This is a genomic window from Burkholderia sp. Bp9015 (assembly GCF_003853505.1).
GTDB lineage: Bacteria > Pseudomonadota > Gammaproteobacteria > Burkholderiales > Burkholderiaceae > Burkholderia.
Genome location: NZ_QTPZ01000013.1, coordinates 114,648 through 140,609, shown reverse-complemented (window position 1 = coordinate 140,609; position 25,962 = coordinate 114,648). Strand labels below are relative to the sequence as shown.

23 protein-coding genes are annotated in these 25,962 nt (G+C 66.8%); 21 read left to right on the top strand and 2 right to left on the bottom strand.

The genetic code is table 11. The annotated features are described in order from the left end of the window. Nucleotides 1-25 precede the first annotated feature (25 nt). The 19 genes from DIE12_RS16345 to DIE12_RS16255 all read left to right on the top strand — a co-directional run bounded on the left by DIE12_RS16345 (nucleotide 26) and on the right by DIE12_RS16255 (nucleotide 22,043). Nucleotides 26-1,060 carry a Tim44 domain-containing protein gene (locus tag DIE12_RS16345; RefSeq protein ID WP_124521040.1) on the top strand — a complete coding sequence of 345 codons (1,035 nt, stop codon included), beginning with the start codon at nucleotides 26-28 and terminating at the stop codon, nucleotides 1,058-1,060. Nucleotides 1,061-1,223: 163 nt separating this feature from the next. After that, nucleotides 1,224-1,850, top strand: coding sequence for an SCP2 domain-containing protein (locus DIE12_RS16340; protein WP_044846836.1), 627 nt, complete (start codon nucleotides 1,224-1,226; stop codon nucleotides 1,848-1,850). 12 nt (nucleotides 1,851-1,862) lie between these two features. Next, nucleotides 1,863-3,440, top strand: coding sequence for a ubiquinone biosynthesis regulatory protein kinase UbiB (ubiB, locus tag DIE12_RS16335; protein ID WP_044846835.1), 1,578 nt, complete (start codon nucleotides 1,863-1,865; stop codon nucleotides 3,438-3,440). Between the two features lie 17 nt (nucleotides 3,441-3,457). Beyond that, nucleotides 3,458-4,084: an SAM-dependent methyltransferase gene (locus tag DIE12_RS16330; protein WP_124521042.1), complete on the top strand. Its 627-nt coding sequence runs from the start codon at nucleotides 3,458-3,460 to the stop codon at nucleotides 4,082-4,084. Nucleotides 4,085-4,179: 95 nt separating this feature from the next. Continuing rightward, nucleotides 4,180-4,524, top strand: coding sequence for an FmdB family zinc ribbon protein (locus DIE12_RS16325; protein ID WP_124488605.1), 345 nt, complete (start codon nucleotides 4,180-4,182; stop codon nucleotides 4,522-4,524). A 61-nt stretch (nucleotides 4,525-4,585) separates the two neighbouring features. Next, the gene (locus tag DIE12_RS16320; protein ID WP_027785397.1) at nucleotides 4,586-5,236 is read left to right on the top strand and encodes a DUF502 domain-containing protein; all 651 of its coding nucleotides are present in this window, start codon (nucleotides 4,586-4,588) and stop codon (nucleotides 5,234-5,236) included. Between the two features lie 67 nt (nucleotides 5,237-5,303). Continuing rightward, nucleotides 5,304-7,106, top strand: a complete 1,803-nt coding sequence (aspS, locus tag DIE12_RS16315) for an aspartate--tRNA ligase (protein ID WP_044846832.1) — start codon at nucleotides 5,304-5,306, stop codon at nucleotides 7,104-7,106. Between the two features lie 155 nt (nucleotides 7,107-7,261). Continuing rightward, nucleotides 7,262-7,756 (top strand): dihydroneopterin triphosphate diphosphatase, encoded by a 495-nt coding sequence (gene nudB, locus DIE12_RS16310; RefSeq protein WP_044846843.1) that lies wholly within the window; start codon nucleotides 7,262-7,264, stop codon nucleotides 7,754-7,756. Beyond that, the gene (gene clsB / locus DIE12_RS16305) at nucleotides 7,753-9,027 is read left to right on the top strand and encodes a cardiolipin synthase ClsB (RefSeq protein WP_044846831.1); all 1,275 of its coding nucleotides are present in this window, start codon (nucleotides 7,753-7,755) and stop codon (nucleotides 9,025-9,027) included. Before nudB ends, clsB begins: the two co-directional genes overlap by 4 nt. A 200-nt stretch (nucleotides 9,028-9,227) precedes the next feature. Next, nucleotides 9,228-9,827, top strand: a complete 600-nt coding sequence (locus DIE12_RS16300) for a TetR/AcrR family transcriptional regulator (protein ID WP_006751498.1) — start codon at nucleotides 9,228-9,230, stop codon at nucleotides 9,825-9,827. A 57-nt stretch (nucleotides 9,828-9,884) separates the two neighbouring features. Continuing rightward, nucleotides 9,885-11,672: an acyl-CoA dehydrogenase C-terminal domain-containing protein gene (locus tag DIE12_RS16295; RefSeq protein WP_044846830.1), complete on the top strand. Its 1,788-nt coding sequence runs from the start codon at nucleotides 9,885-9,887 to the stop codon at nucleotides 11,670-11,672. Between the two features lie 113 nt (nucleotides 11,673-11,785). Then, nucleotides 11,786-14,221 carry a 3-hydroxyacyl-CoA dehydrogenase/enoyl-CoA hydratase family protein gene (locus tag DIE12_RS16290; protein WP_124521044.1) on the top strand — a complete coding sequence of 812 codons (2,436 nt, stop codon included), beginning with the start codon at nucleotides 11,786-11,788 and terminating at the stop codon, nucleotides 14,219-14,221. Between the two features lie 25 nt (nucleotides 14,222-14,246). Further along, nucleotides 14,247-15,446 (top strand): acetyl-CoA C-acyltransferase, encoded by a 1,200-nt coding sequence (locus DIE12_RS16285; protein WP_124521045.1) that lies wholly within the window; start codon nucleotides 14,247-14,249, stop codon nucleotides 15,444-15,446. Nucleotides 15,447-15,536: 90 nt separating this feature from the next. After that, nucleotides 15,537-16,304 (top strand): enoyl-CoA hydratase, encoded by a 768-nt coding sequence (locus tag DIE12_RS16280; RefSeq protein ID WP_044846827.1) that lies wholly within the window; start codon nucleotides 15,537-15,539, stop codon nucleotides 16,302-16,304. A gap of 616 nt (nucleotides 16,305-16,920) precedes the next feature. Then, nucleotides 16,921-17,811 carry a ubiquinol oxidase subunit II gene (cyoA, locus tag DIE12_RS16275; RefSeq protein WP_044846826.1) on the top strand — a complete coding sequence of 297 codons (891 nt, stop codon included), beginning with the start codon at nucleotides 16,921-16,923 and terminating at the stop codon, nucleotides 17,809-17,811. Between the two features lie 3 nt (nucleotides 17,812-17,814). Continuing rightward, nucleotides 17,815-19,827 carry a cytochrome o ubiquinol oxidase subunit I gene (gene cyoB, locus DIE12_RS16270; protein ID WP_124521046.1) on the top strand — a complete coding sequence of 671 codons (2,013 nt, stop codon included), beginning with the start codon at nucleotides 17,815-17,817 and terminating at the stop codon, nucleotides 19,825-19,827. Beyond that, nucleotides 19,827-20,438, top strand: coding sequence for a cytochrome o ubiquinol oxidase subunit III (gene cyoC / locus DIE12_RS16265; RefSeq protein WP_124521047.1), 612 nt, complete (start codon nucleotides 19,827-19,829; stop codon nucleotides 20,436-20,438). The genes cyoB and cyoC overlap by 1 nt, the downstream gene beginning before the upstream one ends. After that, entirely contained in the window at nucleotides 20,439-20,771 is a 333-nt protein-coding gene (gene cyoD / locus DIE12_RS16260; protein ID WP_124521048.1) for a cytochrome o ubiquinol oxidase subunit IV, read from the top strand. Nucleotides 20,772-20,867: 96 nt separating this feature from the next. Continuing rightward, complete coding sequence (locus DIE12_RS16255; protein ID WP_124521103.1) at nucleotides 20,868-22,043, top strand: fatty acid desaturase; 1,176 nt, start codon at nucleotides 20,868-20,870, stop codon at nucleotides 22,041-22,043. Here the strand turns inward: DIE12_RS16255 and fdhD are convergent. Then, nucleotides 22,028-22,858, bottom strand: coding sequence for a formate dehydrogenase accessory sulfurtransferase FdhD (gene fdhD, locus DIE12_RS16250; RefSeq protein WP_124521049.1), 831 nt, complete (start codon nucleotides 22,856-22,858; stop codon nucleotides 22,028-22,030). The two genes, DIE12_RS16255 and fdhD, sit on opposite strands and share 16 nt — an antisense overlap. Before the next feature lie 114 nt (nucleotides 22,859-22,972). Between fdhD and DIE12_RS16245 the strand changes: the two genes are divergently transcribed. Continuing rightward, the gene (locus DIE12_RS16245; protein WP_044846821.1) at nucleotides 22,973-23,455 is read left to right on the top strand and encodes a nitrate reductase associated protein; all 483 of its coding nucleotides are present in this window, start codon (nucleotides 22,973-22,975) and stop codon (nucleotides 23,453-23,455) included. 40 nt (nucleotides 23,456-23,495) lie between these two features. On the opposite strand, the gene DIE12_RS16240 is transcribed toward DIE12_RS16245, so the two are convergent. Then, complete coding sequence (locus tag DIE12_RS16240; RefSeq protein WP_027789162.1) at nucleotides 23,496-23,891, bottom strand: acyl-CoA thioesterase; 396 nt, start codon at nucleotides 23,889-23,891, stop codon at nucleotides 23,496-23,498. A 175-nt stretch (nucleotides 23,892-24,066) separates the two neighbouring features. Between DIE12_RS16240 and DIE12_RS16230 the strand changes: the two genes are divergently transcribed. Next, nucleotides 24,067-25,938, top strand: a complete 1,872-nt coding sequence (locus DIE12_RS16230; RefSeq protein WP_124521050.1) for an ABC transporter ATP-binding protein/permease — start codon at nucleotides 24,067-24,069, stop codon at nucleotides 25,936-25,938. Nucleotides 25,939-25,962 lie beyond the last annotated feature (24 nt).

Sequence of the window (25,962 nt, the reverse complement as noted above, 5' to 3'; positions counted from 1 at the left end):
ATTCGCCTTACATCTGGAGAAGCTGATGTCCGAATCGCGTTCGTTGTTCAACCGTAGCAAGCCGTCGAAGCCGTGGGCTCGACGGGTCGGCACGCTGCTGATGGTCGGCCTGCTCACGGCCGGCACGTTCGCATCGCTCGACGCCGAAGCCAGACGTATGGGCGGCGGGCGCAGCATCGGCCGCCAGAGTTCCACCGTCACGCAGCGCCAGGCCACGCCGCCCGCGCAGCAGCCGATGCAGCAGGCCGCGCCGGCGCAGGCGCAGCGCGCGAACCCGGCCGCACCGGCACCGGCCGCGCAGCCGAACCGCTCGCGCTGGCTCGGGCCGATCGCAGGTCTCGCGGCCGGCCTCGGCATCGCGGCACTGCTGTCGCACTTCGGCCTCGGCGGCGCGTTCGCGAGCATGATGGCGAACGTCATCGTGATCGCGCTGCTGGCGATGGTCGGCATCTGGCTGATCCGCAAGTTCATGAACCGTCGCCGCCCGCAGGAACCGGCGTACTCGGTGGGCGGCTCGGCCTCGTCGTCGGGCGGCTACTCGCAGAGCCCGTCGTTCCAGCAAGGCAGCACCGGCAGCAACTATGCCGGCAGCGGCAGCAGCTATGCGAACGAAGCGCAGGGCGTGTTCGGCGGCGGCGCAGCGGCCGCGGGCGCGGCGGGCGCGATGGCGGCCGCACCGCTGCAGGTGCCGGCCGGCTTCGACACCGAAGCGTTCCTGCGCAGCGCGAAGGTCTACTTCGTGCGCCTGCAGGCGGCGTGGGACCAGGGCAACCTGGCCGACATCCGCGAGTTCACGACGCCGGAAATGTTCGCCGAGATCAAGATCGACCTCGATTCGCGCGGCAACGAGGCGAACCAGACCGATGTCGTGCAGCTCGACGCGGAACTGGTCGCGATCGAGGATCGCGGCATCGAGCAGTCGGCGAGCGTGCGCTTCCACGGGCTGATCCGCGAATCGGCGAATGCGTCGGCGGCGCCGTTCGACGAGGTGTGGAACCTGTCGAAGTCGGGCGGCCAGGGCTGGCTGCTCGCGGGTATCCAGCAGATCAACGCGCACTGAGCGTGACCGGCGGCCGGCTTGCCGGCTGCCCGGGCGACGGCCGCCGCACTGCGACCGCTTGCCGCCCGGGTGTGCGGTTGGCCGCGGGCTGCCGACGATCCGACGTTACAATAGAAACCCGCGTGGGCGCCCGGCCTGCGCGGGTTTTTTCTTTCCCAGCCCGATGACCTTTGCCGCCAAGCCTTTTGCTGCTGCTGTCAATCACCTGCTCGCGCGCGAATCGTGGGCGCGCGATCGCCTGATCCCCTACGCGGGCAAGACCGCCCGGCTCGACGTGCCGCCCGTCACGCTCACGCTGCTCGTGCAGCCCGACGGCTACCTGTCCGCGGTGGAAGCGCATGATGCGCAACACGTCGACGTGTCGATCGCGCTCGCGGGCGACACGGTCGCCGCATTCCTGCAGGGCGGCCAGGCGGCCGTGATGAAGCACGTGAAGATCGAGGGCGACGCCGAGTTCGCGACCCAGATCGCGAAGCTGGCCGAGCACCTGCGCTGGGAACCTGAGGAAGATCTCGCGAAGCTGGTCGGCGACGCGGCGGCGTACCGGATCGCGACGGTCGTGCGCGACGCCGGCGCGCGCGCGCGCCGCACCGGCCGCAACGTGCTCGATTCCGTCGCCGAGTACTTGCTCGACGAGAACCCGCAAGTCGTCCGACGCACGGTGCTCGGCGGCTTCGACGCCGAACTGGCGCGGGCGCGCGATGCGCTCGCGCGGGTCGAAAAGCGGGTCGAGCGACTCGAACAAAAAATCGGCGCGCGCACGGGCTCCGGCCCGCGCGGCGCGCACTGAGGGCCGCAGGGCATGCGCATTTTCCGTTTCATCAAGATTGTCTACACCGTCATCCGCTTTGGCCTCGACGAAGTGATGCTGTCCCGGATCGACGACCGGCGCGTGAAGCTGCTGCTGCGGATCACGACGATCGGCCGCCGCTTTTCCGATCCGCCCGCCGTACGGCTGCGTCACGCGCTCGAAAGCCTCGGCCCGATCTTCGTGAAGTTCGGCCAGGTGCTGTCGACGCGCCGCGACCTGCTGTCGGTCGATTTCGCGAACGAACTCGCGAAGCTGCAGGACCAGGTGCCGCCGTTCGATTCCGCGGTGGCGATCGCGATCATCGAGAAGTCGCTCGGCGCGCCGGTCGACGAGCTGTTCGACGAATTCGAGCGCGAGCCGGTCGCGAGCGCGTCGATCGCGCAGGTGCATTTCGCGAAGCTGAAGCAGGGCGTGCACGCGGGCAAGGCCGTCGCGGTCAAGGTGCTGCGCCCGAACATGCTGCCGGTGATCGATTCCGACCTCGCGCTGATGCGCGACATCGCGACGTGGACGGAGCGCATGTGGGCCGATGGCCGGCGCCTGAAGCCGCGCGAAGTCGTCGCCGAATTCGACAAGTACCTGCACGACGAGCTCGACCTGATGCGCGAGGCCGCGAACGGCAGCCAGCTGCGCCGCAACTTCGCGGGCCTCGACTTGCTGCTCGTGCCCGAGATGTTCTGGGATTTCTCGACGTCGCAGGTGCTCGTGATGGAGCGCATGACCGGCGTGCCGATCAGCCAGGTCGAGACGCTGCGCGCGGCCGGCGTCGACATCAAGAAGCTCGCGCGCGAAGGCGTCGAGATCTTCTTCACGCAGGTGTTCCGCGACGGTTTCTTTCACGCGGACATGCACCCGGGCAACATCCAGGTGAGCCTCGATCCGAACACGTTCGGCCGCTATATCGCGCTCGATTTCGGGATCGTCGGCGCGTTGTCGGATTTCGACAAGAACTACCTCGCGCAGAACTTCCTCGCGTTCTTCAAGCGCGATTACCACCGCGTCGCGACGCTGCACCTCGAATCGGGCTGGGTGCCGCCCGAGACGCGCGTCGAGGAACTCGAGAGCGCGATCCGCGCGGTGTGCGAGCCGTATTTCGACCGCGCGCTGAAGGACATCTCGCTCGGCCAGGTGCTGATGCGCCTGTTCTCGACGTCGCGCCGCTTCAACGTCGAGATCCAGCCGCAGCTCGTGCTGCTGCAGAAGACGATGCTGAACGTCGAAGGGCTCGGCCGTTCGCTCGATCCCGAACTCGACCTGTGGAAGACCGCGAAGCCGTATCTCGAGCGCTGGATGACCGAGCAGATCGGCCTGCGCGGCTGGTACGAGCGCTTCAAGGTCGAGGCGCCCCAGTGGAGCAAGACGCTGCCGCAACTGCCGCGGCTGATCCACCACGCGATGGCGGCGCGCCACGATGCGCCGCGCGCGGCGAGCGAGGACCTGATGCGCCAGATCCTCATCGAGCAGAAACGGACCAACCGGCTGATGCAGGCATTGCTGATCTTCGGTCTTGCCGTCGGCGTCGGGGCGCTCGTCGCGCGCGTGCTGCTCGCGCTCGCGTACGGCGCGTGACCGCAGGGGACGGAGCGATGTCCGAACCGAAACAACCGTCCGCGCCGAGCGCCGCCGATTTCGCGACGCGCGACCCCGGCAATGCCGCGTTCTGGGACGAGCGTTTCGCACGCGGCGTGACACCGTGGGAATTCGGCGGCGTGCCGGACGGGTTTCGCGCGTTTGCGCAGCGGCGCGCGCCGTGCGCGGTGCTGATCCCCGGCTGCGGCAGTGCGCAGGAGGCCGGCTGGCTCGCGCAGGCCGGTTGGCCCGTGCGCGCGATCGATTTCGCCGCGCAGGCGGTGGCGGCCGCGAAGGCGCAGCTCGGCGCGCACGCGGACGTCGTCGAGCAGGCCGATTTCTTCACGTACCGGCCGCCGTTCGACGTGCAGTGGGTGTACGAGCGCGCGTTCCTGTGCGCGCTGCCGCCGAGCCTGCGCGCCCGTTACGCGACGCGGATGGCCGAACTGCTGCCCGCCGGTGCGCTGCTGGCCGGGTATTTCTTCGTGACGAAGAAACCGAAGGGGCCGCCGTTCGGCATCGAGCGGGCCGAACTCGATGCGCTGCTCGCGCCGCACTTCGAGCTGATCGATGATCTGCCGGTGACCGATTCGCTGGCCGTGTTCGACGGAAACGAGCGCTGGCTCACATGGCGCCGTCGCTGAAGCCCGCGCGTCGCGGCCGTTGCCGGAGTGCGCCGGGGTTTCGGATATAATTCAAGGTTTTGCAAGCCGTTTCCAGTTTCTGCGGGAAAAATATCATGCCGATCTACGCCTATCGATGCGAAGCGTGCGGTTTCGCGAAGGACGTGCTCCAGAAGATGAGCGACGCGCCGCTGTCGCAGTGCCCCGAATGCGGGAAGGATGCTTTTCGCAAGCAGGTTACCGCCGCCGGCTTCCAGCTGAAGGGCTCCGGCTGGTATGTCACCGATTTCCGCGGTGGCTCGGGCGGCACCAGCGCGCCGGCGACGGCGTCCGGCGACACGGGCACGGCAGCGCCGGCCGCCGCGGCGGCGGCGGCAGCCGCGCCCGCTGCGTCGGGTTCCGAAAGTACGACGACGAGCGCCGCGCCGGCCCCGGCCGCAGCGCCCGCCGCCGGCAGTTGACCGTCGCGGCCCGGCCGGGTCGCGACCAACCCGCGCTTCCGGCGCGGTTCATTGACGGCAGATGATGAAAAAGACGACCCTGAAAACGGTGTTTCTGACCGGCCTGCTGGTTCTCGTCCCGCTCGCGATCACGCTGTGGGTGCTCGGCCTCATCATCGGTACGATGGATCAGACGCTGCTGCTCCTGCCCGAATCGTGGCAGCCGGAGCGGATGCTCGGCTTCCATCTGCCGGGGATCGGCGCGGTGCTGACGCTCGCGTTCATCTTCGTCGTCGGGCTGGCGACGCAGAACTTCATCGGCCAGAAGCTCGTCACGTGGTGGAACGCGGTCGTGCGTCACATCCCGGTCGTCGGGCCGATCTACACGAGCGTCAAGCAGGTGTCGGACACGCTGCTGTCGAGCAGCGGCAATGCGTTCCGCAAGGCGCTCCTGATCGAATACCCGCGCCGCGGCTCGTATACGATCGCGTTTCTGACCGGCGCGCCCGGCGGCGACGTGGTCAACCATCTGACGGAAGAGTACGTGAGCGTGTACGTGCCCACGACGCCGAACCCGACGTCGGGCTTCTTCCTGATGCTGCCGAAGAGCGAAGTCATCGAACTCGACATGTCGGTCGATGCCGCGCTCAAGTACATCGTCTCGATGGGCGTCGTGGCGCCTTCGGCGCCGGCTCCGGCGCCCGCCCGCCGTCCCGTCGAGCCGCCGCTGTAAGTAAAGAATCATCGCCCGGGCCGCGCGTTGCGGCGCCCGTTGATCAAACCGAACGAAAGCAAACATCATGTCGATGCGTACTGAATACTGCGGTCTCGTGACCGAACACCTGCTGGGCCAAACCGTGTCGCTGTGCGGCTGGGTGCAGCGCCGCCGCGATCACGGCGGTGTGATCTTCATCGACCTGCGCGATCGTGAAGGCCTCGTGCAGGTGGTGTGCGACCCCGATCGCGCGGAAATGTTCGCGACCGCCGAAGGCGTGCGCAACGAGTTCTGCGTGCAGATCAAGGGTCTCGTGCGCAACCGTCCGGAAGGCACGGTCAACGCCGGCCTGAAGAGCGGCAAGATCGAAGTGCTGTGCCACGAGCTGATCGTGCTGAACGCGTCGGTCACGCCGCCGTTCCAGCTCGACGACGACAACCTGTCGGAAACGACGCGCCTCACGCACCGCGTGCTCGACCTGCGCCGTCCGCAGATGCAGCACAACCTGCGCCTGCGCTACCGTGTCGCGATCGAAGCGCGCAAGTACCTCGACGAGCAGGGCTTCATCGACATCGAAACGCCGATGCTGACGAAGAGCACGCCGGAAGGCGCGCGCGACTACCTCGTGCCGTCGCGCGTGAACGCGGGCCAGTTCTTCGCGCTGCCGCAGTCGCCGCAGCTGTTCAAGCAGCTGCTGATGGTCGCGAACTTCGACCGTTACTACCAGATCACCAAGTGCTTCCGCGACGAAGACCTCCGCGCCGATCGTCAGCCGGAATTCACGCAGATCGACTGCGAAACGTCGTTCCTCGGCGAGCAGGAAATCCGTGACCTGTTCGAAGACATGATCCGTCACATCTTCAAGACGACGATCGACGTCGAACTCGACGCGAAATTCCCGGTGATGCCGTACTCGGAAGCGATGGCGCGCTTCGGTTCGGACAAGCCGGACCTGCGCGTGCAGCTCGAATTCACCGAGCTGACCGACGCGATGAAGGACGTCGACTTCAAGGTGTTCAGCACGCCGGCCAACGCGAAGGACGGCCGTGTCGCGGCGCTGCGCGTGCCGAAGGGCGGCGAGCTGTCGCGCGGCGACATCGACGGCTACACGGAATTCGTGCGCATCTACGGCGCGAAGGGCCTCGCGTGGATCAAGGTCAACGAAAAGGCGAAGGGCCGCGACGGCCTGCAAAGCCCGATCGTCAAGAACCTGCACGACGCCTCGATCGCGGCGATCCTCGAGCGCACCGGCGCTGAAGACGGCGACATCATCTTCTTCGCGGCCGACCGCGCGAAGGTCGTCAACGACAGCCTCGGCGCGCTGCGCCTGAAGATCGGCCACTCGGAATTCGGCAAGGCGAACGGCCTCGTCCAGGCCGGCTGGAAGCCGCTGTGGGTCGTCGACTTCCCGATGTTCGAATACGACGACGAAGACGCGCGCTACGTCGCGGCACACCACCCGTTCACCAGCCCGAAGGACGAACACCTCGAGTACCTCGAGACCGACCCGGGCCGTTGCCTCGCGAAGGCCTACGACATGGTGCTGAACGGCTGGGAAATCGGCGGCGGCTCGGTGCGTATCCACCGCGAGGAAGTGCAGAGCAAGGTGTTTCGCGCGCTGAAGATCGGCGCGGAAGAAGCGCAACTGAAGTTCGGCTTCCTGCTCGACGCGCTGCAGTACGGCGCGCCGCCGCACGGCGGTATCGCGTTCGGTCTCGACCGCATCGTCACGATGATGGCCGGTGCCGACTCGATCCGCGACGTGATCGCGTTCCCGAAGACGCAGCGTGCGCAGGATCTGCTCACGCAGGCGCCGAGCCCGGTCGACGAGCGTCAGCTGCGCGAACTGCACATCCGTCTGCGTCAGCCGGAACAGCCGAAGGCGTAACGCTTGTCAACGATCGTGTGCGCGGCGACGCGCGCACGACGCCCAACGAAGAAGGCGCCTGGTGCGCCTTTTTCGCTTTTTGCGGTACAGTCGCAGCACTTGCCGCACGTTCGGGCACAGGCCGGACGCACGGCCCTGTGCCGCATGAAACCAAGATGACGAAGCCGCCGAAAATCCCCGAATCCGTTCTCGTCGTGATCTACACGCCCGAACTCGACGTGCTGGTGATCAAGCGTGCCGACCAGCCCGATTTCTGGCAATCGGTGACCGGGTCGAAGGACGCGCCCGACGAGCCGCTCGCGCTCACGGCCGCACGCGAAGTCGCCGAGGAAACCGGCATCGCGGTCGGGTCGCACGACGTGCCGGCCACCGCGCTGGTCGACTGGCACCACCGGATCGAATACGCGATCTATCCGCAATACCTGCATCGCTATGCTCCGGGCGTCACGCGCAACGTCGAGCACTGGTTCGGCCTGTGCGTGCCGCATCGCGTCGACGTGACGCTGTCGCCGCGCGAGCACGTCGACTACGCGTGGCTGCCGTTCCGCGAAGCGGCCGCGCGCTGCTTCTCGCCGTCGAATGCCGAGGCGATCCTGCAATTGCCCGTGCGCGTGTCGCTCGCGCGGGCACCGCACGGCTCGTCCGCATGAATGCGGAAACCCGCAAGCGCTTCGCGCAATTGCGGCAGATGTTCCTGCAGGAGCGCGGCTCCGCGTCGCGGCTCGCGTTCACGGCCGGCAACACGGTACGGCTCTGCGAGACCGGCAACGAATTCTTCCTCGCGCTGATCGAACGGATCGATGCGGCGCGCGAGCAGGTGATGCTCGAAACCTACATCTTCTGCGACGATGCGGCCGGCCGGCCGGTGTCGGATGCGCTGATCCGCGCGGCGCAGCGCGGCGTGCGCGTGCGCGTGATCACCGACGGCATCGGCACCGCGCGCCTGCCGCTGTTCGACACGTGGGCCGAGGCCGGCGTCGAGCATTGCATCTACAACCGCTACCTGTTCGGCCGCTTCGGCTTCTCGCGCACGCACCGCAAGCTCGCGGTGATCGATCATGCGGTCGCGTTCTGCGGCGGCATCAACATCGTCGACGACTTCACGCAGGGCAGCGCAACGCTGCCGTTTCCGCGCTGGGATTTCGCGGTCGAGATGGCGGGGCCGGCGGTGTCGGACGTGCGCGCCGCGTTCGAGCTGCAGTGGCACCGGATCCAGTTCGGCCACAAGCCGTACGCGCAGTACGCGGCGGGGCTGCACGGCGGCGAGGCGTTTCCGGACATGTTCCGGCGCTGGATGCGCAGCCACCGCTGGATCAAGGCCGGTGCGCTGCGGGTCGTGACCGAGCCGAGCGTCGCGTTCGTCGCGCGCGACAACGTCGTGAACCGCCGCGCGATCGAGAAGGCGTATCTCGCCGCGATTGGCCAGGCGCGCCAGCGGATCCTGCTCGCGAATCCGTACTTCATGCCGGGCCGCAAGCTGCGCCGCGCGCTGACCGGCGCGGCACGTCGCGGCGTCGACGTGCGGATCCTGATCGGCCGCAAGGAATTCGCGGCGCTCGATACGGCCGTGCCGTTCCTGTATCACGCGCTGCTGCGCGCGGGCGTGCGCGTGGCGGAATACGACAAGACGATGCTGCACGGCAAGGTGGCCGTGATCGACGACAACTGGGCGACCGTCGGCTCGTCGAACCTGGACGCGCTGAGCCTGATGCTGAACAATGAGGCGAACGTCGTGCTGGTGCGCTACGATGCGGTCACGAACCAGCTGCGCGACGCGATCGCGGCCGCCTTCTCCGAAGGCCGCGAAATCGATGCCGCCCGGTACGCCGCACGGCCGCGCATCGAGCGTATGCTGAACTGGCTCGCATACAACACGTACCGCCTCGTGATGAAGGCGCTGACGGTCGGCGGTTACGACTGACACGGATTCAGCATCCGCCCCATAAATCTGTCCGCACGTTCGTGCGGAAAAGCCGCTCCGGTCCCGCCGGAATCGCGCAAAATAGCGGCTCGGTTAGACACCGGTTTCTAATAATTTCCTTGTTTTCGCGAGCGGCCGCACTCAATAATAGTACGGCCGTTCGATTTTATTCGAACCCCCGAACGGTTACAGAAATAGCTATGCGAAAAGGCGAACAGACGCGTGCCGCGATACTCGAAGCTGCTTTGGACCTCGCCAGCCGTGACGGGCTGGAGGGGCTGACGATCGGCCTGCTGGCCGAGCGCATGCAGATGAGCAAGAGCGGTGTGTTCGCGCACTTCGGATCGCGCGAGGACCTGCAGGTCGAGGTCGTCCGCGAGTATCACCATCGTTTCGAGAACGAGGTGTTCTTTCCGAGCCTGCGCGAGCCGCGAGGCTTGCCGCGCCTTCGGGCGATGCTGGCCCGCTGGACGGAGAAGCGCATCCAGGAGGTGACGACCGGATGCATCTACATCAGCGGTGCGGTCGAGTACGACGACCGGCCTGACAGCCCGGTACGCGAGCAGTTGATCGCGAGCGTGACGGCCTGGCGTGCCGCGATGCTGCGTGCCATTTCGCAGGCGAAGGAAGAAGGCCATCTGCGTGCGGATACCGATCCGGACCTGATGCTCTTCGAGCTGTACAGCTTCACGCTCGGCCTGCATCACGACGCACGGTTCCTGCATTCGCCGGATGCCGTGCGCCTCACGTGGGCCGCGCTGGAAAAGACGATCGTTTCGTATCAGAGCGAGAGCCGTTAGCGGCGCGTGATCCGCCCGCCAGGAGCTCGAGCCGTTTGCCCACCTTTGGAGAGAGTCATGGGACAGTACGCCGCGCCGCTGCGCGACATGCAATTCGTGTTGCACGAGCTTCTGAATGTCGAGGCCGAGGTCAAGCAAATGCCGCGGCATGCGGACCTCGACGCCGACACGATCAACCAGGTCCTCGAGGAGGCGGGCAAGTTCTGCTCCGAGGTACTGTTCCCGCTGAACCAGGTCGGCGACCGCGAAGGCTGCACGTATGAAGGCGACGGCGTCGTGAAGACCCCGACCGGCTTCAAGGAAGCGTATCGGCAGTACGTCGAGGCCGGCTGGCCGGCGCTCGGCTGCGATCCGGACTACGGCGGCCAGGGCCTGCCCGCGTTCGTGAACAACGCGCTCTACGAAATGCTGAACTCGGCGAACCAGGCATGGACGATGTATCCGGGCCTGTCGCACGGCGCGTACGAATGCCTGCACGCGCACGGCGCGCCGGAACTCCAGAAACAGTATCTGCCGAAGCTCGTGTCGGGCGAATGGACGGGCACGATGTGCCTGACCGAGCCGCACTGCGGCACCGACCTCGGCATCCTGCGCACCAAGGCCGAACCGAACGGCGACGGCTCGTACTCGATCAGCGGCACGAAGATCTTCATCTCGAGCGGCGAGCACGACATGTCGAAGAACATCGTCCACCTCGTGCTCGCGCGCCTGCCGGACGCGCCGCAAGGCACGAAGGGGATCTCGCTGTTCATCGTGCCGAAGTTCATTCCGGACGCCGCGGGCGAGCCGGGCGAGCGCAACGGCATCAAGTGCGGCTCGATCGAACACAAGATGGGCATCCACGGCAACTCGACGTGCGTGATGAACCTCGACAACGCGAAGGGCTGGATGGTCGGCGAGCCGAACAAGGGCTTGAACGCGATGTTCGTGATGATGAACGCCGCGCGTCTGGGCGTGGGCATGCAGGGCCTGGGCCTCACGGAAGTCGCGTACCAGAACTCGCTGACGTACGCGAAGGAACGCCTGCAGATGCGCTCGCTGACGGGCCCGAAGGCACCGGACAAGCCGGCCGATCCGATCATCGTGCACCCGGACGTGCGCCGCATGCTGCTCACGCAGAAGGCCTACGCGGAAGGCGCGCGCGCGTTCACGTACTGGTCCGCGCTGCAGATCGACAAGGAGCTGTCGCACGGTGACGAAGCGGTGCGCAAGGAAGCGGCCGACCTCGTCGCGCTGCTCACGCCGATCATCAAGGCGTTCCTGACCGACAACGCGTTCGAGTCGACCAACCACGCGATGCAGATCTACGGCGGCCACGGCTTCATCTCCGAGTGGGGCATGGAGCAGTACGTGCGCGACGCGCGGATCAACATGATCTACGAAGGCACGAACTCGATCCAGTCGCTCGACCTGCTGGGCCGCAAGGTGCTCGGCGACATGGGCGCGAAGCTGAAGAAGTTCGGCAAGCTCGTCACCGAATTCGCGGAAGCCGAAGGCGTGAAGCCGGAGATGGCCGAGTTCATCAACCCGCTCGCCGACATCGGCGACAAGGTGCAGAAGCTGACGATGGAAATCGGCATGAAGGCGATGCAGAACCCGGACGAAGTCGGCGCCGCCGCCGTGCCGTACCTGCGCACCGTCGGCCACCTGGTGTTCTCGTACTTCTGGGCGCGCATGGCGCGTCTCGCGCTCGACAAGGAAGCGTCGGGCGACCCGTTCTACAAGTCGAAGCTCGCGACGGCCCGCTTCTATTTCGCGCGTCTGCTGCCCGAAACGGCCGCGACGATCCGCGCCGCGCGCGCCGGTTCGAAGACGCTGATGGAAGTCGACGAATCGCTGTTCTGACGCGAGTCCGGGCGGTGCGCGCCGCGCACCGCCCGAACGCAACGGTTCCTGGTACTCACTTCGCCGTGCAGCCCTCACAACCCCCGCTGCACGACACTATCCGGAGACATCCCGTGAGCAATTTCCTGATTCGCAAGGTCGCCGTGCTGGGCGCCGGCGTGATGGGCGCGCAGATCGCCGCGCACCTCGTCAACGCGCGCGTGCCGGTGCTGCTGTTCGACCTGCCGGCCAAGGAAGGCCCGAAAAACGCGATCGCGCTGAAGGCGATCGAGAACCTGAAGAAGCTGTCACCCGCGCCGTTCGGCGTGAAGGACGACGCGAAATACCTCGAAGCCGCGAACTACGAGGACGACATCGCGAAACTCGCCGAGTGCGACGTCGTGATCGAAGCGATCGCCGAGCGGATGGACTGGAAGCACGACCTGTACAAGAAGGTCGCGCCGCACATCGCACCGAACGCGATCTTCGCGACCAACACGTCGGGCCTGTCGATCACCAAGCTGTCCGAAGGATTCTCGGACGAGCTGAAGTCGCGCTTCTGCGGCGTGCACTTCTTCAACCCGCCGCGCTACATGCACCTCGTCGAGCTGATCCCGACCGCGCACACGCGCCCGGAGATCCTCGACCAGCTCGAAACCTTCCTGACGAGCGTCGTCGGCAAGGGCGTCGTGCGCGCGAAGGACACGCCGAACTTCATCGCGAACCGCGTCGGCATCTTCTCGATCCTCGCGGTGATCACCGAGGCCGCGAAGTTCGGCCTGCGTTTCGACGAGGTCGACGACCTGACGGGCAGCCGGCTCGGCCGCGCGAAGTCGGCGACGTTCCGCACCGCGGACGTGGTCGGCCTCGACACGATGGCGCACGTGATCAAGACGATGCAGGACAACCTCGCCGACGATCCGTTCTTCCCGGTCTACCAGACCCCTGCCGTGCTCGCCGAACTGGTGAAGCAGGGCGCGCTCGGCCAGAAGACGGGCGGCGGTTTCTACAAGAAGGAAGGCAAGGCGATCAAGGTGCTCGACGCGAAGACGGGCACCTACGTGGATTCGGGCGCGAAGGCGGACGAAACCGTCGGCCGCATCCTGAAGCGCCCGCCGGCGGAACGCCTGAAGCTGCTGCGCGAGACGGACCATCCGCATGCGCAGTTCCTGTGGTCGATCTTCCGCGACGTGTTCCACTACATCGGCGTGCATCTCGAGTCGATCGCCGACAACGCGCGCGACGTCGACCTCGCGATCCGCTGGGGCTTCGGCTGGAACGAAGGCCCGTTCGAAGGCTGGCAGGCCGCCGGCTGGAAGCAGGTCGCCGAGTGGGTGCAGGAAGACATCGCGGCCGGCAAGGCGCTCGCGAACGTGCCGCTGCCGTCGTGGGTGCTCGAAGGCCCGGTCGCCGAGCAGGGCGGTGTGCACACGGCCGAAGGCTCGTGGGCACCGGCGTCGAAGCGCTTCGTGCCGCGCTCGGACCTGGCCGTCTACGGCAAGCAGGTGTTCCGCGCGCCGCTCGTCGGCGAAGCCGGCGCAGATCCGAAGACGTACGGCAAGACGCTGTTCGAAACCGACGCGGTGCGCGCGTGGGTCGATGATCGCGCAGGCGAGGACGACGTCGTGATCGTGTCGTTCAAGTCGAAGATGAACACGATCGGACCGAGCGTGATCGACGGCCTCGTGCAGGCGATCGAACTCGCGGAGAAGGATTACAAGGGCGTGGTGATCTGGCAGCCGACGTCGCTGAAGCTCGGCACGCCGGGCGGCCCGTTCTCGGCCGGCGCGAACCTCGAAGAGGCGATGCCCGCGTTCATGATGGGCGGCGCGAAGGGTATCGAGCCGTTCGTGAAGAAGTTCCAGGAAGGCATGCTGCGCGTGAAGTACGCGAACGTGCCGGTCGTCGCGGCCGTATCGGGCATCGCGCTCGGCGGCGGCTGCGAGCTGATGCTGCACAGCGCGAAGCGCGTCGTGCACGTCGAGAGCTACATCGGTCTCGTCGAAGTGGGCGTCGGCCTCGTGCCGGCGGGCGGCGGCTTGAAGGAAGCGGCGCTGCGCGCGGCGGAGGCGGCCACGGCCGCGAACGCGACCACCGACATCCTGAAGTTCGTCACGAAGTCGTTCGAGAACGCGGCGATGGCGAAGGTGTCGTCGTCGGCGCACGATGCGCGTGCGATGGGCTACCTGAAGCCGTCCGACACGATCGTCTTCAACGTGTTCGAACTGCTCGACACCGCGAAGAAGGAAGCGCGTGCGCTGGCCGCCGTCGGCTACCGCGCGCCGCTGCGCGCGAAGGAGGTGCCGGTCGCAGGCCGCTCGGCGATCGCGACGATCAAGGCATCGCTCGTCAACATGCGTGACGGCCGCTTCATCAGCGACCACGACTACCTGATCGCGAGCCGCATCGCCGAAGCCGTGTGTGGCGGCGACGTCGAAGCCGGCAGCCTCGTCGACGAAGAGTGGCTGCTCGCGCTCGAGCGCCGCGCGTTCGTCGAGCTGCTCGGCACGCAGAAGACGCAGGAACGGATCATGGGCATGTTGCAGACCGGCAAGCCGGTGCGTAACTGAGCGAGCAGACGACAAGGAGTCTGAAATGAGCAAACAACTGCAAGACGCATACATCGTCGCCGCCAGCCGCACCCCGATCGGCAAGGCCCCGCGCGGTGTCTTCAAGAACACGCGCCCCGACGAGCTGCTGGTTCACGCGATCAAGTCGGCAGTCGCGCAGGTGCCCGGCCTCGACACGAAAGTGATCGAGGACGCGATCATCGGCTGCGCGATCCCGGAAGCCGAGCAGGGCCTGAACGTCGCCCGCATGGGCGCGCTGCTCGCCGGCCTGCCGCAGACGGTCGGCGGCGTGACGGTCAACCGCTTCTGCGCGTCGGGCATCACGGCGCTTGCGATGGCGGCGGACCGCATCCGCGTCGGCGAATCGGACGCGATCTTCGCGGGCGGCTGCGAATCGATGAGCATGGTGCCGATGATGGGCAACAAGCCGTCGATGTCGCCGCATATCTTCGATCGCAGCGAGGATTTCGGCATTGCGTACGGGATGGGCCTGACCGCCGAGCGCGTCGCCGAGCAGTGGAAGGTGAGCCGCGAAGACCAGGACGCGTTCTCGGTCGAATCGCACCGCAAGGCGCTCGCCGCGCAGCAGGCCGGCGAGTTCGGCGACGAAATCGCCGCGTACACGATCACCGAGCGTTTCCCGAACCTCGCGACCGGTGAAATCGGCGTGAAGACGCGCGAGATCAAGCTGGACGAAGGTCCGCGCGCGGATACGACGCTCGAAGGCCTCGCGAAGCTGCGCACGGTGTTCGCGAACAAGGGCTCGGTCACGGCCGGCAACAGCTCGCAGACGTCGGACGGCGCGGGCGCGCTGCTCGTCGTGTCGGAGAAGGTGCTGAAGGAATTCAACCTGACGCCGCTCGCGCGCTTCGTGAGCTTCGCGGTGCGCGGCGTGCCGCCGGAAATCATGGGCATCGGGCCGAAGGAAGCGATTCCGGCCGCGCTGAAGGCCGCCGGCCTGAAGCAGGACGATCTCGACTGGATCGAGCTGAATGAGGCATTCGCCGCGCAGTCGCTGGCGGTGATCCGCGATCTCGGCCTCGACCCGTCGAAGGTCAACCCGGTCGGCGGCGCGATCGCGCTCGGCCATCCGCTCGGCGCGACCGGCGCGATCCGCGCGGCGACCGTCGTGCACGGCCTGCGCCGCCGCAACCTGAAGTACGGGATGGTCACGATGTGCGTCGGCACCGGCATGGGTGCGGCGGGCATCATCGAACGCCTGTAAGCGGAGCGGGACAGTAGCGATCACGGTGCGCGAGCCACGAGCTTGCGCACCGTTTTTCATTCCGGAAGAGGAAAGTCAAAGGAGACGGTTGTGGCCGAAATTCAAGTGGAACGCGCCGACGGCGTGCTGACGATCACGATCGCGCGCCCGGCGAAGAAGAACGCGCTGACGGCGGCGATGTACCAGACGATGGCCGATGCGCTCGCCGACGCGCAGGAAGACAAGGCGATCCGCGTGATCCTGCTGCGCGGCAGCGACGGCAACTTCAGCGCGGGGAACGATCTCGAGGATTTCCTGAAGACGCCGCCGAAGGACGAAAACGCTTCGGTATTCCAGTTCCTCGCGCGGATCAGCGGCGCGACCAAGCCGATCGTGGCCGCGGTGCCGGGCGTCGCGGTCGGCGTCGGCGTGACGATGCTGCTGCACTGCGATCTCGTCTACGCGGCCGACACCGCGACGTTCTCGCTGCCGTTCGCGCAGCTCGGGCTGTGCCCGGAAGCCGCATCGAGCGTGCTGCTGCCGCGGCTGGCCGGCCATCAGGTCGCCGCTGAAAAGCTGCTGCTCGGAGAAGCGTTCGACGCGCTGGAAGCGCATCGCATCGGCATCGTCAATCGCGTGCTGCCGGCCGCCGAACTCGACGCATTCGCGGCGAAGCAGGCCGCGAAGCTCGCGGCACTGCCGGCGTCGTCGCTGCGCGTGACGAAGGCGCTGCTGAAGGAGACGGGCGGGGTGGCCGTGGCCGCGCGGATGAGCGAGGAAGCCGGCCATTTCTCCGCGATGCTGCGTGCGCCGGAAGCGCGCGAGGCGATGACGGCGTTCTTCGAGAAGCGCAAGCCGGATTTCCGTCAGTTCGACTGATACGGGGCGCAGACGCTTCGCTGCGCCGGACGCCTTGGCCGTCTGGCGCGACAACGCTTGCGTCTGTGCGCCGCTCGTCGCTCGTCGCGTGGCGTGCGTTTGGTCCTCGTGGCCGACGCATCAATCGGCGGGTCGGCTCGATTCTGAATCGCCATGCATTCGCGTGGTGTTCCTCGTTCCCCGCATCCGCTGCAGTTCCGCCGCCGAGACAGCCTCGCAATTCGCGCCGGCGCCCCTCATGTTGCGGCGCAGCGCCGTCATGCTTTCCGTCCCGTTAGTGCCTGCTATCCGCGACGCTTGAGGGAAGGTCCGGTGACCGTTTTGCCGCAGGCCATCGCCAGCCCTCAGCCCCAGCCTCAGCCTCAGCCTCAGCCTCAGCCTCAGCCCAGCCCAGCCCAGCCCAGCCCAGCCCAGCCTAGCCTAGCCTAGCCTAGCCTAGCCCCAGCGCCCACCCCTCCGGGCAGTTCCGACTCACCTCGGCAAACCTTGTCCCCCGTCAAGTTGCACTGCGGCAATTTTCCGTACAGTTCGCGCACAGGTCGCCGCGGCCGGATGCGTCGCGCGATGGCGGCGTGCGGCCAGCGGTTCTTCTCAACGACAATCAGGCGAACGAACAATGATCGGACGAATCACCGGCGGGGCGCGTGCGGCACCCGTCATCGGGCTGCTGGCTGGACTCGCCGGATGCAGCGACCTTCACGTGCTCGATCCGAAGGGCGCGGTGGGCGTCGCGGAAAAATCGCTGATCGCGACAGCGACGTGGGCGATGCTGATCGTCGTCATTCCGGTGATCCTGCTCACGCTGTGGTTCGCATGGCGCTACCGCGCATCGAACCGCAACGCCGCCTACGCGCCGAACTGGTCGCATTCGACCGCGATCGAGGTCGTGATCTGGACGGTGCCGACGCTGATCATCCTGTTCCTCGGCGTGCTCACGTGGCGGACGACGCACGAGCTCGACCCGTACAAGCCGATCGAATCGTCGGTCAAGCCGATCAATGTCGAGGTCGTCGCGCTCGACTGGAAGTGGCTGTTCATCTATCCGGAACTCGGCATCGCGTCGGTGAACCAGCTCGCGATTCCGGTCGGCACGCCGGTGAATTTCCGCATCACGTCCGACTCGGTGATGAACTCGTTCTTCATCCCGCAGCTTGGCAGCCAGGTCTATGCGATGGCCGGCATGCAGACGCGCCTGCACCTGATCGCCGACGAGGCGGGCGACTACGCAGGCGTGTCCGCCAACTACAGCGGCCGCGGCTTCTCCGACATGAAGTTCCGCACGCTCGCCGAGCCGCGCGAGCAGTTCGATGCGTGGGTGCGGAAGGTGAAGGCGTCGTCCGACCGGCTCGACATGACCGCGTACGGCACGGTCGCGCAGCCGGGCGAGAAGGCGCCCGTGCGCTATTTCTCGTCGGTCGACCCGAAGCTGTTCCACAACATCATCGCGAAATACAACAACGGCCACGTCCTCGACCCGAAGGACGCCGCCTGCACGACGAAGGGGTAACGCATGTTCGGAAAACTGACTCTTTCGGCGATCCCGTTCGATCAGCCCATCATCATGGGGGCGAGCGCCTTCATGGGGCTCGTCGTGCTGGGCATCGTCGCCGCGCTGACGGGCGCGGGCCGGTGGAAATGGCTGTGGAGCGAATGGCTGACGTCCGTCGATCACAAGAAGATCGGCGTGATGTACCTGGTCGTCGCGGTGCTGATGCTGCTGCGCGGCTTCGCGGACGCCGTGATGATGCGCCTGCAGCTCGCGCTCGCGTACAACGGCCCCGGCTACCTGCCGCCGCATCACTATGACCAGGTCTTCACCGCGCACGGCGTGATCATGATCTTCTTCATGGCGATGGCGCTGCTGGTCGCGTTCTTCAACCTGATCGTGCCGCTGCAGATCGGCGCGCGCGACGTCGCGTTCCCGTTCCTGAACTCGCTCTCCTTCTGGATGACGGCGGTCGCCGCGATCCTGATGAACGTTTCGCTCGTGATCGGCGAATTCGCGCAGACGGGCTGGCTCGCGTATCCGCCGCTGTCGGAACTGCAGTTCAGCCCGGGCGTCGGGGTCGACTACTACCTGTGGGCGCTGCAGATCTCGGGCGTCGGGACGCTGATCACGTCGATCAACTTCTTCGTGACGATCATCAAGATGCGCGCGCCGGGCATGACGCTGATGAAGATGCCGGTGTTCACGTGGACCGCGCTCTGCTCGAACGTGCTGATCATGGCGACGTTCCCGATCCTGACCGTCGCGCTCGCGCTGCTCGGCCTCGATCGCTACCTCGACATGCATTTCTTCACCAACGAAGCCGGCGGCAACGCGATGCTGTACCTGAACCTGATCTGGGCGTGGGGGCATCCGGAGGTATACATCCTCGTGCTGCCCGCGTTCGGCATCTATTCGGAAGTCATTGCGACGTTCGCGAAGAAGCCGCTGTTCGGCTACCGGACGATGGTCTATGCATCGTGCGTGATCATGGTGCTCGCGTTCCTCGTGTGGCTGCATCACTTCTTCACGATGGGCTCGGGGGCCGACGTCAACGCGTTTTTCGGGATCATGACGATGGTCATCGCGATCCCGACCGGCGTGAAGATCTTCAACTGGCTGTTCACGATGTATCGCGGCCGCATCGAATTCACGGCGCCGGTGCTGTGGACGATCGGTTTCATGGTCACGTTCACGCTCGGCGGGATGACCGGCGTGATGATGGCGATTCCGGGCGCGGATTTCGTGCTGCACAACAGCCTGTTCCTGATCGCGCACTTCCACAACGCGATCATCGGCGGCGTCGTGTTCGGCTACTTCGCGGGCGTTCACTACTGGTTCCCGAAGGTGTTCGGCTTCCGGCTCGACGAGAAGTTCGGCAAGCGCGCGTTCTGGTGCTGGTTCCTCGGCTTCTACGCGTCGTTCGTGCCGCTGTACGTGCTCGGCTTCATGGGCATGACGCGCCGCCTGAACCACTACGACAACCCGGCTTGGCATCCGTGGCTGGTCGCCGCCGCGTTCGGCGTCGCGCTGATCGCGATCGGCGTACTGTGCCAGGTCGCATCGGTGTGGGTCGGCTGGCGCAATCGCAACCAGCCGCAGTATCGCGACGCGACGGGCGACCCGTGGAACGGCCGCACGCTCGAGTGGGCGACGTCGTCGCCGCCCGCCGTCTACAACTTCGCGGTGCTCCCGAACGTGCACGAACTCGACGAACTGGCTTATCGCAAGGCGAAGGGCCTCGGGCTCGGCCTCGGCAAGAACGTCAGGTACGAAGACATCCACATGCCGTCGAACACGAGCGCGGGCTTCTTCGTCGGCATCTTCAGCCTGCTGCTCGGCTTCGCGCTCGTCTGGCACATCTGGTGGCTCGCGATCGCCGCGCTCGTCGGCATCGTCGCGACGGTGGTGCTGTACAGCGCACAGGACAACGACGGCTATTACATTCCGGCGGATACCGTCCGCAAGATCGAGGAACAACGCGCGGGTGTGCGGATCGGCACGCCGGCGCCGGAAGTCGAACTGGAGACGAACTGATGTCGTATCAATCTCTCGCGGGCGCCGCCCGTCATCCGGCCGCGCACCACCATCCGCCGTCGCATTCGGTGTTCGGCTTCTGGCTGTACCTGATGACCGACTGCGTGATCTTCGCGTCGCTGTTCGCGACGTTCGCGGTACTCGGCAACCAGTTCGCGGGCGGTCCGACCGCGAAGGACCTGTTCGACATTCCGGGCGTCGCGCTCGAGACGGCGGCGCTGCTGCTGTCGAGCATCACGTACGGGTTCGCGATGCTCGGCGCACAGCGGCGCCGGCGCGGCGCGGTGTTCGTGTGGCTCGCGGTGACATTCGTGCTGGGCGCCGCGTTCCTCGCGATGGAACTGCGCGAGTTCTCGCACCTGATCGCCCAGGGCGCGGGCCCGCAGCGCAGCGCATTCCTGTCGGCGTTCTTCGCGCTCGTCGGCACGCACGGGCTGCACGTGGCGGTCGGCCTGTTGTGGATGGTCGTGCTCGTCGTGCAGATCGCCCGCGGCCCCGGCATGACGGAGCGCGACTTCCGGCGCCTCACCTGCCTGAGCCTCTTCTGGCACTTCCTCGACATCGTCTGGATCTGCGTGTTCTCCTTCGTCTATCTCGCGAGCGTGCTCTAAATGGCCCATTCGGAACTCATCCACCACGATGACGCGCACGGCACGGCCGGCGGCTACCTCGTCGGTTTCGTGCTGTCGATGCTGCTGACGGCCGCGTCGTTCGGCCTCGTGATGGGCGGCATGCTGGCGCCGAAGGCGGCGATCATCGCGCTCGCGGGGCTCGCATTCGTGCAGATCGTCGTGCATCTCGTCTGCTTCCTGCACATGAACGCGTCGTCCAGCCAGCGCTGGAACGTGATGGCGTTCAGCTATACGGTGCTGACCGCGCTGATCCTGATCGTCGGGACGCTGTGGGTGATGCACAACGTCAGCATGAACATGATGTCGCGATAACCGGCCCGGGGCGCGGTTCGTCCCGTCCCCGCTGCGCCGTGCGTGCCGCACGGCTCCTTTTCTTTCGGGCGTGCGAATCGCATGCCTTTCTGCATCATGGTCAACAACGATTCCCAGACACCGGTTCGCGCCGACGAGCCGATCCCGCACCGCAAGGTCATCCGCGCATGGCTCGTGCCGTTCGCCACGCGCGAGATCGTGCGCCCGATCCTGCTGCTCGTGCTCGACTACCTGTTGCTGTTCGCGGCGTTCGCCGGCGCGCTGCTGATTCCGTCGACGGTCGGCAAGATCGCCTGCGGGATGGCCGCCGGGTTCATCACCGGGCGACTGTTCATCATCGGGCACGATGCGTGCCATCAGAGCCTGACGCCCGACCGCCGGCTGAACCGCTGGCTCGGCCGCATCGCCTTCCTGCCGTCGCTGACGCCTTACAGCCTGTGGGAAGTCGGGCACAACGTCGTGCATCACGGCTATACGAACCTGAAGGGCTTCGATTTCGTGTGGGCGCCGCATACGCCGGCGGAATTCGCCGCGCTGTCGCCGGCGCGGCGGTGGCTGGATCGCATCTACCGGAGCGGATGGGCGCCGGGCCTCTACTATCTCGTCGAGATCTGGTGGCTGCGGATGTATTTCCCGACCCGGGGCTATATCGGTGCGTCGCGGCCGGTATTCCGGCGCGACTGCCTGCTGGTGACGGGCTTCGCGGCCGTGTGGATCGCCGCCGTCGTCGGGGTGGCGATCGAGACGCAGCAATCCGTCGCGCTGCTGCTCGCGACCGGCGTGCTCGTGCCGTTCCTGTTCTGGTGCTCGATGATCGGCTTCGTCGTGTATGTCCACCATACCGACCCGCGCATCGCATGGCACGCGAACCGTGCCGAATGGTCCAATGCCGCACCGTTCGTGTCGACCACGCTGCACCTGACGTTTCCGTTCGGTATCGGCGGCCTGCTGCACCACATCATGGAGCACACGGCGCATCACGTCGACATGAGCGTGCCGCTGTACCGGCTCAAGCCGGCGCAGGCGAAGCTGGAGGACATGCTGCCCGGGCGGATCGTCGTGCAGCGCTTCGGCTGGCGCTGGTACTTCGACACGGCCCGCCGCTGCAAGCTCTATGACACCGACCGCAAGCTCTGGACCGACTATCGCGGAAACGTGACGAGCGAGGCGGCGCCCGAGGTGCGCGCGCCGGCCGCGGCGGGCGCGCGGCAGGGGGCGGTTCCCGAAGCCGCGGGCAACGCGCCCGCTGCGACCGCTCAGGCGGTGCCGTAATCGACGTGGCCGGTTTCGCGGCAGAAGCTGACGAGCCGCAGGCCGGCCGCCTTCGCGATCTCGATCGCGAGCGACGACGGCGCGGAGATCGTCGCGACCATCGGAATGCCGACCCGCGCCGACTTGCGCACGAGCTCGTAGCTCGCGCGGCTCGACAGGAACACGAAGCCGTCGGTCGCGTCGGCGCGCGCCAGCACGAGCGCGCCGATCAGCTTGTCGAGCGCGTTGTGGCGGCCGACGTCCTCGAACGCCATCCGGATCGCGCCTGTTGCGTCGCACCACGCGGCCGCGTGCAGGCCGCCGGTGAGCTGAGTGAGCGCCTGGTGCGCCGGCAGCCCGTGGGCCGCGCGCGCGAGCGCGTCGGGCGCGAGGCGCGTGAGAAAACCGGTGTCGGGTACCCGTTCGGGCGCGAGGTCGAGCAGGTCGATGCTTTCGATCCCGCACACGCCGCAGCCGGTACGCCCCGCGAGCGCGCGGCGCCGGTCCTTCAGCGCGGCGAACGCCTGCTGGACGACTTCCAGATGCACCTCCGCGTGCGGCAGCCGCGCGTCGGCGTGCAGGATCACGTCGATGTCCTTGATGTCGCTGCCGCGCTCGACGATCCCTTCCGAGATCGCGAAGCCGACCGCGAACGCCTCGAGGTCGCGCGGCGTGCACATCATCACCGCGTGCGAGATGCCGTTGAAGACCAGCGCGACCGGCCATTCCTGGCCGACGTAGTCGTGCGCGGTTTCGACGGCGCCGCCGCGCGTGCGGCGCACGGACAGCTCGATCGCGCCGCGCGGCTCTTCTGTTTCGGTCGGATTCACGAGCACTCCCGTTGATTCGAGGCAGGGGCGGCGGCGATCGGGTCCGCCGCTCGCGCGCAGAGGTTCTAAAATACCTCAGGCAGGCCGGCCGCGCCGGCATCCGCCACTCAGGTAACGACCATGGGACTCAGCGACGCTCCGCTGCTATTCAATTTCGAACACGATTCGTCGGAAAACCTCACGTACATCCCGATGATCGTGCGTTTCAATCTCGACCGTTTCGGTCTGCGGATTTCGCTGGAGCAGTGGCAACTGCTGCCGCTCGAGGACCGCAAGCTGCTCGCGCGCTTTCCGGCCGACGACGACACCGCGATCGAGCCCAATTTCGATCACGCGCTGTTCGAAATGCTGCGCACGCATGCCGACCTCGAACCGTCGTGGTTTCAGCCGGACGAGCAGCCGAGCTGGCGCGCGACCGACTCGGTGCCGGACGCGCTCGTGCAGCAGAGCGCGCTGGCCGGGCTGCCGGCGCCCGCGCTCGCGCAGTGGCAGCGGCTCGCGCCGTTCCAGCGCTACGTGCTGGTGAAGCTGTCGCGCAAGCCGAAGCTCAATCACGACTTCGTGCCCGCGATGCGGGAGTTCGGGCTGACGGCCACGCACTGACGGGCCGGATGCGGCGCCGCCGCGCGGCGCGCATGCGTCGTTACAGCGGCGGCAGCTGACGCGGCTTGCGGTCGGGGCCGGTCGCGACGTAGGTGAGAGTCGCTTCGGTGACCTTCACGATTTCGCCCATCAGGCGCATGCGCTGCGCGTACACCTCGACGTCGACCGTGATCGACGTGTTGCCGGTGCGCATGATGGTCGCGTAGAAGCTCAGCAGGTCGCCGACGAACACCGGCTGCTTGAATACGAACGAATTGACCGCGACCGTCGCGACGCGGCCGTTCGCGCGCTGGCTCGCGGGGATCGAGCCGGCGATGTCGACCTGCGACATGATCCAGCCGCCGAACACGTCGCCGTGGACGTTCGCGTCGTGCGGTTGCGGGACGACGCGCAGCGCGGGCTGCTTTTGCGGGAGTTCGAGGGTCGAATCGGTCATGGCGGAGGCTTTCATCCTGTAATAAATGCGCCGCCGCGCGCAGGCCGGCCGGCGAGGGCGCCGGCAGCGGCGCGTAGCGGCTTCTGCGACAATACAACGTTCGCAAATTGTACGAGAAAGCGGGCGAGTCGGCCGCCGCGGCACGCGTGCGGCACCGCCGCCGATCCTGATCCCCATGCGCCGATATTCCGCTTCCGGCGAGCCCGCGCCGGCTCCGACCGGGCCCCGCAACGACTGGCAGACCATCCGGTCGCTGCTGCCGTACCTCGCTACCTACAAATGGCGCGTCGCGCTCGCGCTCGGCTGCCTGATCGGCGCGAAGGTCGCGAACCTCGGCGTGCCGGTCGTGATGAAGCGCATCGTCGATCACCTGTCCGCCGTGCAGCAGCTCACCGCGCTCGGCCGCGCGGAGCAGTCGGCCGGCATCGTGCTCGCGGGCGGCGTCGGTTTGCTGGTCATCGCCTATGCGCTCGTGCGGCTGTCGACGTCGCTGTTCACCGAGCTGCGCGAGATCCTGTTCTCGAAGGTCACCGAGAGCGCGGTGCGCCAGCTCGCGCTGCAGGTGTTCCGGCATCTGCACGGGCTGTCGCTGCGCTTCCATCTCGAACGCCAGACGGGCGGCATGTCGCGCGACATCGAGCGCGGCACGCGCGGCATCCAGCAACTGATTTCCTATTCGCTGTACAGCATCCTGCCGACGCTCGTCGAGGTCGGGCTCGTGCTCGGCTTCTTCGTGGTCAAGTACGAGGCGTATTACGCGTACGTGACGTTCGCGGCGCTGGTCACGTACATCGTGTTCACCGTGAAGGTCACCAACTGGCGCACGCACTTTCGCCGCACGATGAACGAGCTCGATTCGCGCGCGAACTCGCGGGCGATCGATTCGCTGATCAACTACGAGACGGTGAAGTACTTCGGCAACGAGGAGTGGGAGGCGCAGCGCTACGACGAGAACCTGAAGCGTTACCGCAAGGCCGCGATCCGTTCGCAGAACTCGTTGTCGGTGCTGAACTTCGGCCAGCAGGCGATCATCGGCACCGGGCTCGTGTTCATCCTGTGGCGCGCGACGCAGGGCGTGCTGGCCGGCAAGCTGACGCTCGGCGATCTCGTGCTGATCAACACGTTCATGCTGCAGCTCTACATTCCGCTGAATTTTCTCGGCGTCGTGTATCGCGAGCTGAAGCAGAGCCTCACCGACATGGACCGGATGTTCGGGTTGCTGTCGGCCGCGAAGGAAGTCGCGGATGCGCCCGACGCGAGGCCGCTTGCGGTGGGCGGCGCGCAGGTGCGCTTCGAGCACGTGAACTTCTCGTACGAAGCGTCGCGGCAGATCCTGCACGACGTGACGTTTACGATCGACGCGGGCACGACGACCGCGGTGGTCGGCCACAGCGGGTCCGGCAAGTCGACGCTGTCGCGGCTGCTGTTCCGCTTCTACGATCTCGACCGGCAGGCGGGCGGCGCGATCCGGATCGACGGCCAGGACATTCGCGACGTCACGCAGGACTCGCTGCGCGCGTCGATCGGGATCGTGCCGCAGGACACCGTGCTGTTCAACGACTCGATCTACTACAACATCGCGTACGGCCGGCCGACCGCGAGCCGCGACGAAGTGATCGCGGCCGCGCGCGCCGCGCACATCCACGACTTCATCGAGACCTTGCCGAAGGGCTATGACACGCCGGTCGGCGAGCGCGGGCTGAAACTGTCGGGCGGCGAGAAGCAGCGCGTCGCGATCGCGCGCACGCTGCTGAAGGATCCGCCGGTGCTGCTGTTCGACGAGGCGACGTCGGCGCTCGATTCGCGCTCGGAGCGCGCGATCCAGCACGAGCTCGACCAGATCGCGCGGCATCGCACGACGCTCGTGATCGCGCACCGGCTGTCGACGGTCGTGCACGCGCAGCAGATTCTCGTGATGGACCACGGGCGGATCGTCGAGCGCGGCACGCACGACGAACTCGTGCGCGCGGACGGGCTGTATGCGCAGATGTGGGCGCTGCAGCAGCAGCGCGCGGCGGCGGGCGGGGAAGCGGCCGAGGCCGCGTGAGCGTGGCTGCCGCGCCGGGTGGCC

Coding starts and splice junctions, on each gene's coding strand:
- DIE12_RS16240 (WP_027789162.1), bottom strand. CDS start 23,891: ATGACCGATTCGACCCTCGAACTCCCGCAAAAGCAGCCCGCGCTGCGC.
- cyoB (WP_124521046.1), top strand. CDS start 17,815: ATGTTCGGAAAACTGACTCTTTCGGCGATCCCGTTCGATCAGCCCATC.
- DIE12_RS16230 (WP_124521050.1), top strand. CDS start 24,067: ATGCGCCGATATTCCGCTTCCGGCGAGCCCGCGCCGGCTCCGACCGGG.
- DIE12_RS16300 (WP_006751498.1), top strand. CDS start 9,228: ATGCGAAAAGGCGAACAGACGCGTGCCGCGATACTCGAAGCTGCTTTG.
- cyoD (WP_124521048.1), top strand. CDS start 20,439: ATGGCCCATTCGGAACTCATCCACCACGATGACGCGCACGGCACGGCC.
- nudB (WP_044846843.1), top strand. CDS start 7,262: ATGACGAAGCCGCCGAAAATCCCCGAATCCGTTCTCGTCGTGATCTAC.
- clsB (WP_044846831.1), top strand. CDS start 7,753: ATGAATGCGGAAACCCGCAAGCGCTTCGCGCAATTGCGGCAGATGTTC.
- ubiB (WP_044846835.1), top strand. CDS start 1,863: ATGCGCATTTTCCGTTTCATCAAGATTGTCTACACCGTCATCCGCTTT.
- DIE12_RS16285 (WP_124521045.1), top strand. CDS start 14,247: ATGAGCAAACAACTGCAAGACGCATACATCGTCGCCGCCAGCCGCACC.
- DIE12_RS16340 (WP_044846836.1), top strand. CDS start 1,224: ATGACCTTTGCCGCCAAGCCTTTTGCTGCTGCTGTCAATCACCTGCTC.
- DIE12_RS16330 (WP_124521042.1), top strand. CDS start 3,458: ATGTCCGAACCGAAACAACCGTCCGCGCCGAGCGCCGCCGATTTCGCG.
- cyoC (WP_124521047.1), top strand. CDS start 19,827: ATGTCGTATCAATCTCTCGCGGGCGCCGCCCGTCATCCGGCCGCGCAC.
- DIE12_RS16255 (WP_124521103.1), top strand. CDS start 20,868: ATGGTCAACAACGATTCCCAGACACCGGTTCGCGCCGACGAGCCGATC.
- DIE12_RS16320 (WP_027785397.1), top strand. CDS start 4,586: ATGATGAAAAAGACGACCCTGAAAACGGTGTTTCTGACCGGCCTGCTG.
- aspS (WP_044846832.1), top strand. CDS start 5,304: ATGTCGATGCGTACTGAATACTGCGGTCTCGTGACCGAACACCTGCTG.
- DIE12_RS16325 (WP_124488605.1), top strand. CDS start 4,180: ATGCCGATCTACGCCTATCGATGCGAAGCGTGCGGTTTCGCGAAGGAC.
- DIE12_RS16345 (WP_124521040.1), top strand. CDS start 26: ATGTCCGAATCGCGTTCGTTGTTCAACCGTAGCAAGCCGTCGAAGCCG.
- DIE12_RS16245 (WP_044846821.1), top strand. CDS start 22,973: ATGGGACTCAGCGACGCTCCGCTGCTATTCAATTTCGAACACGATTCG.
- cyoA (WP_044846826.1), top strand. CDS start 16,921: ATGATCGGACGAATCACCGGCGGGGCGCGTGCGGCACCCGTCATCGGG.
- DIE12_RS16295 (WP_044846830.1), top strand. CDS start 9,885: ATGGGACAGTACGCCGCGCCGCTGCGCGACATGCAATTCGTGTTGCAC.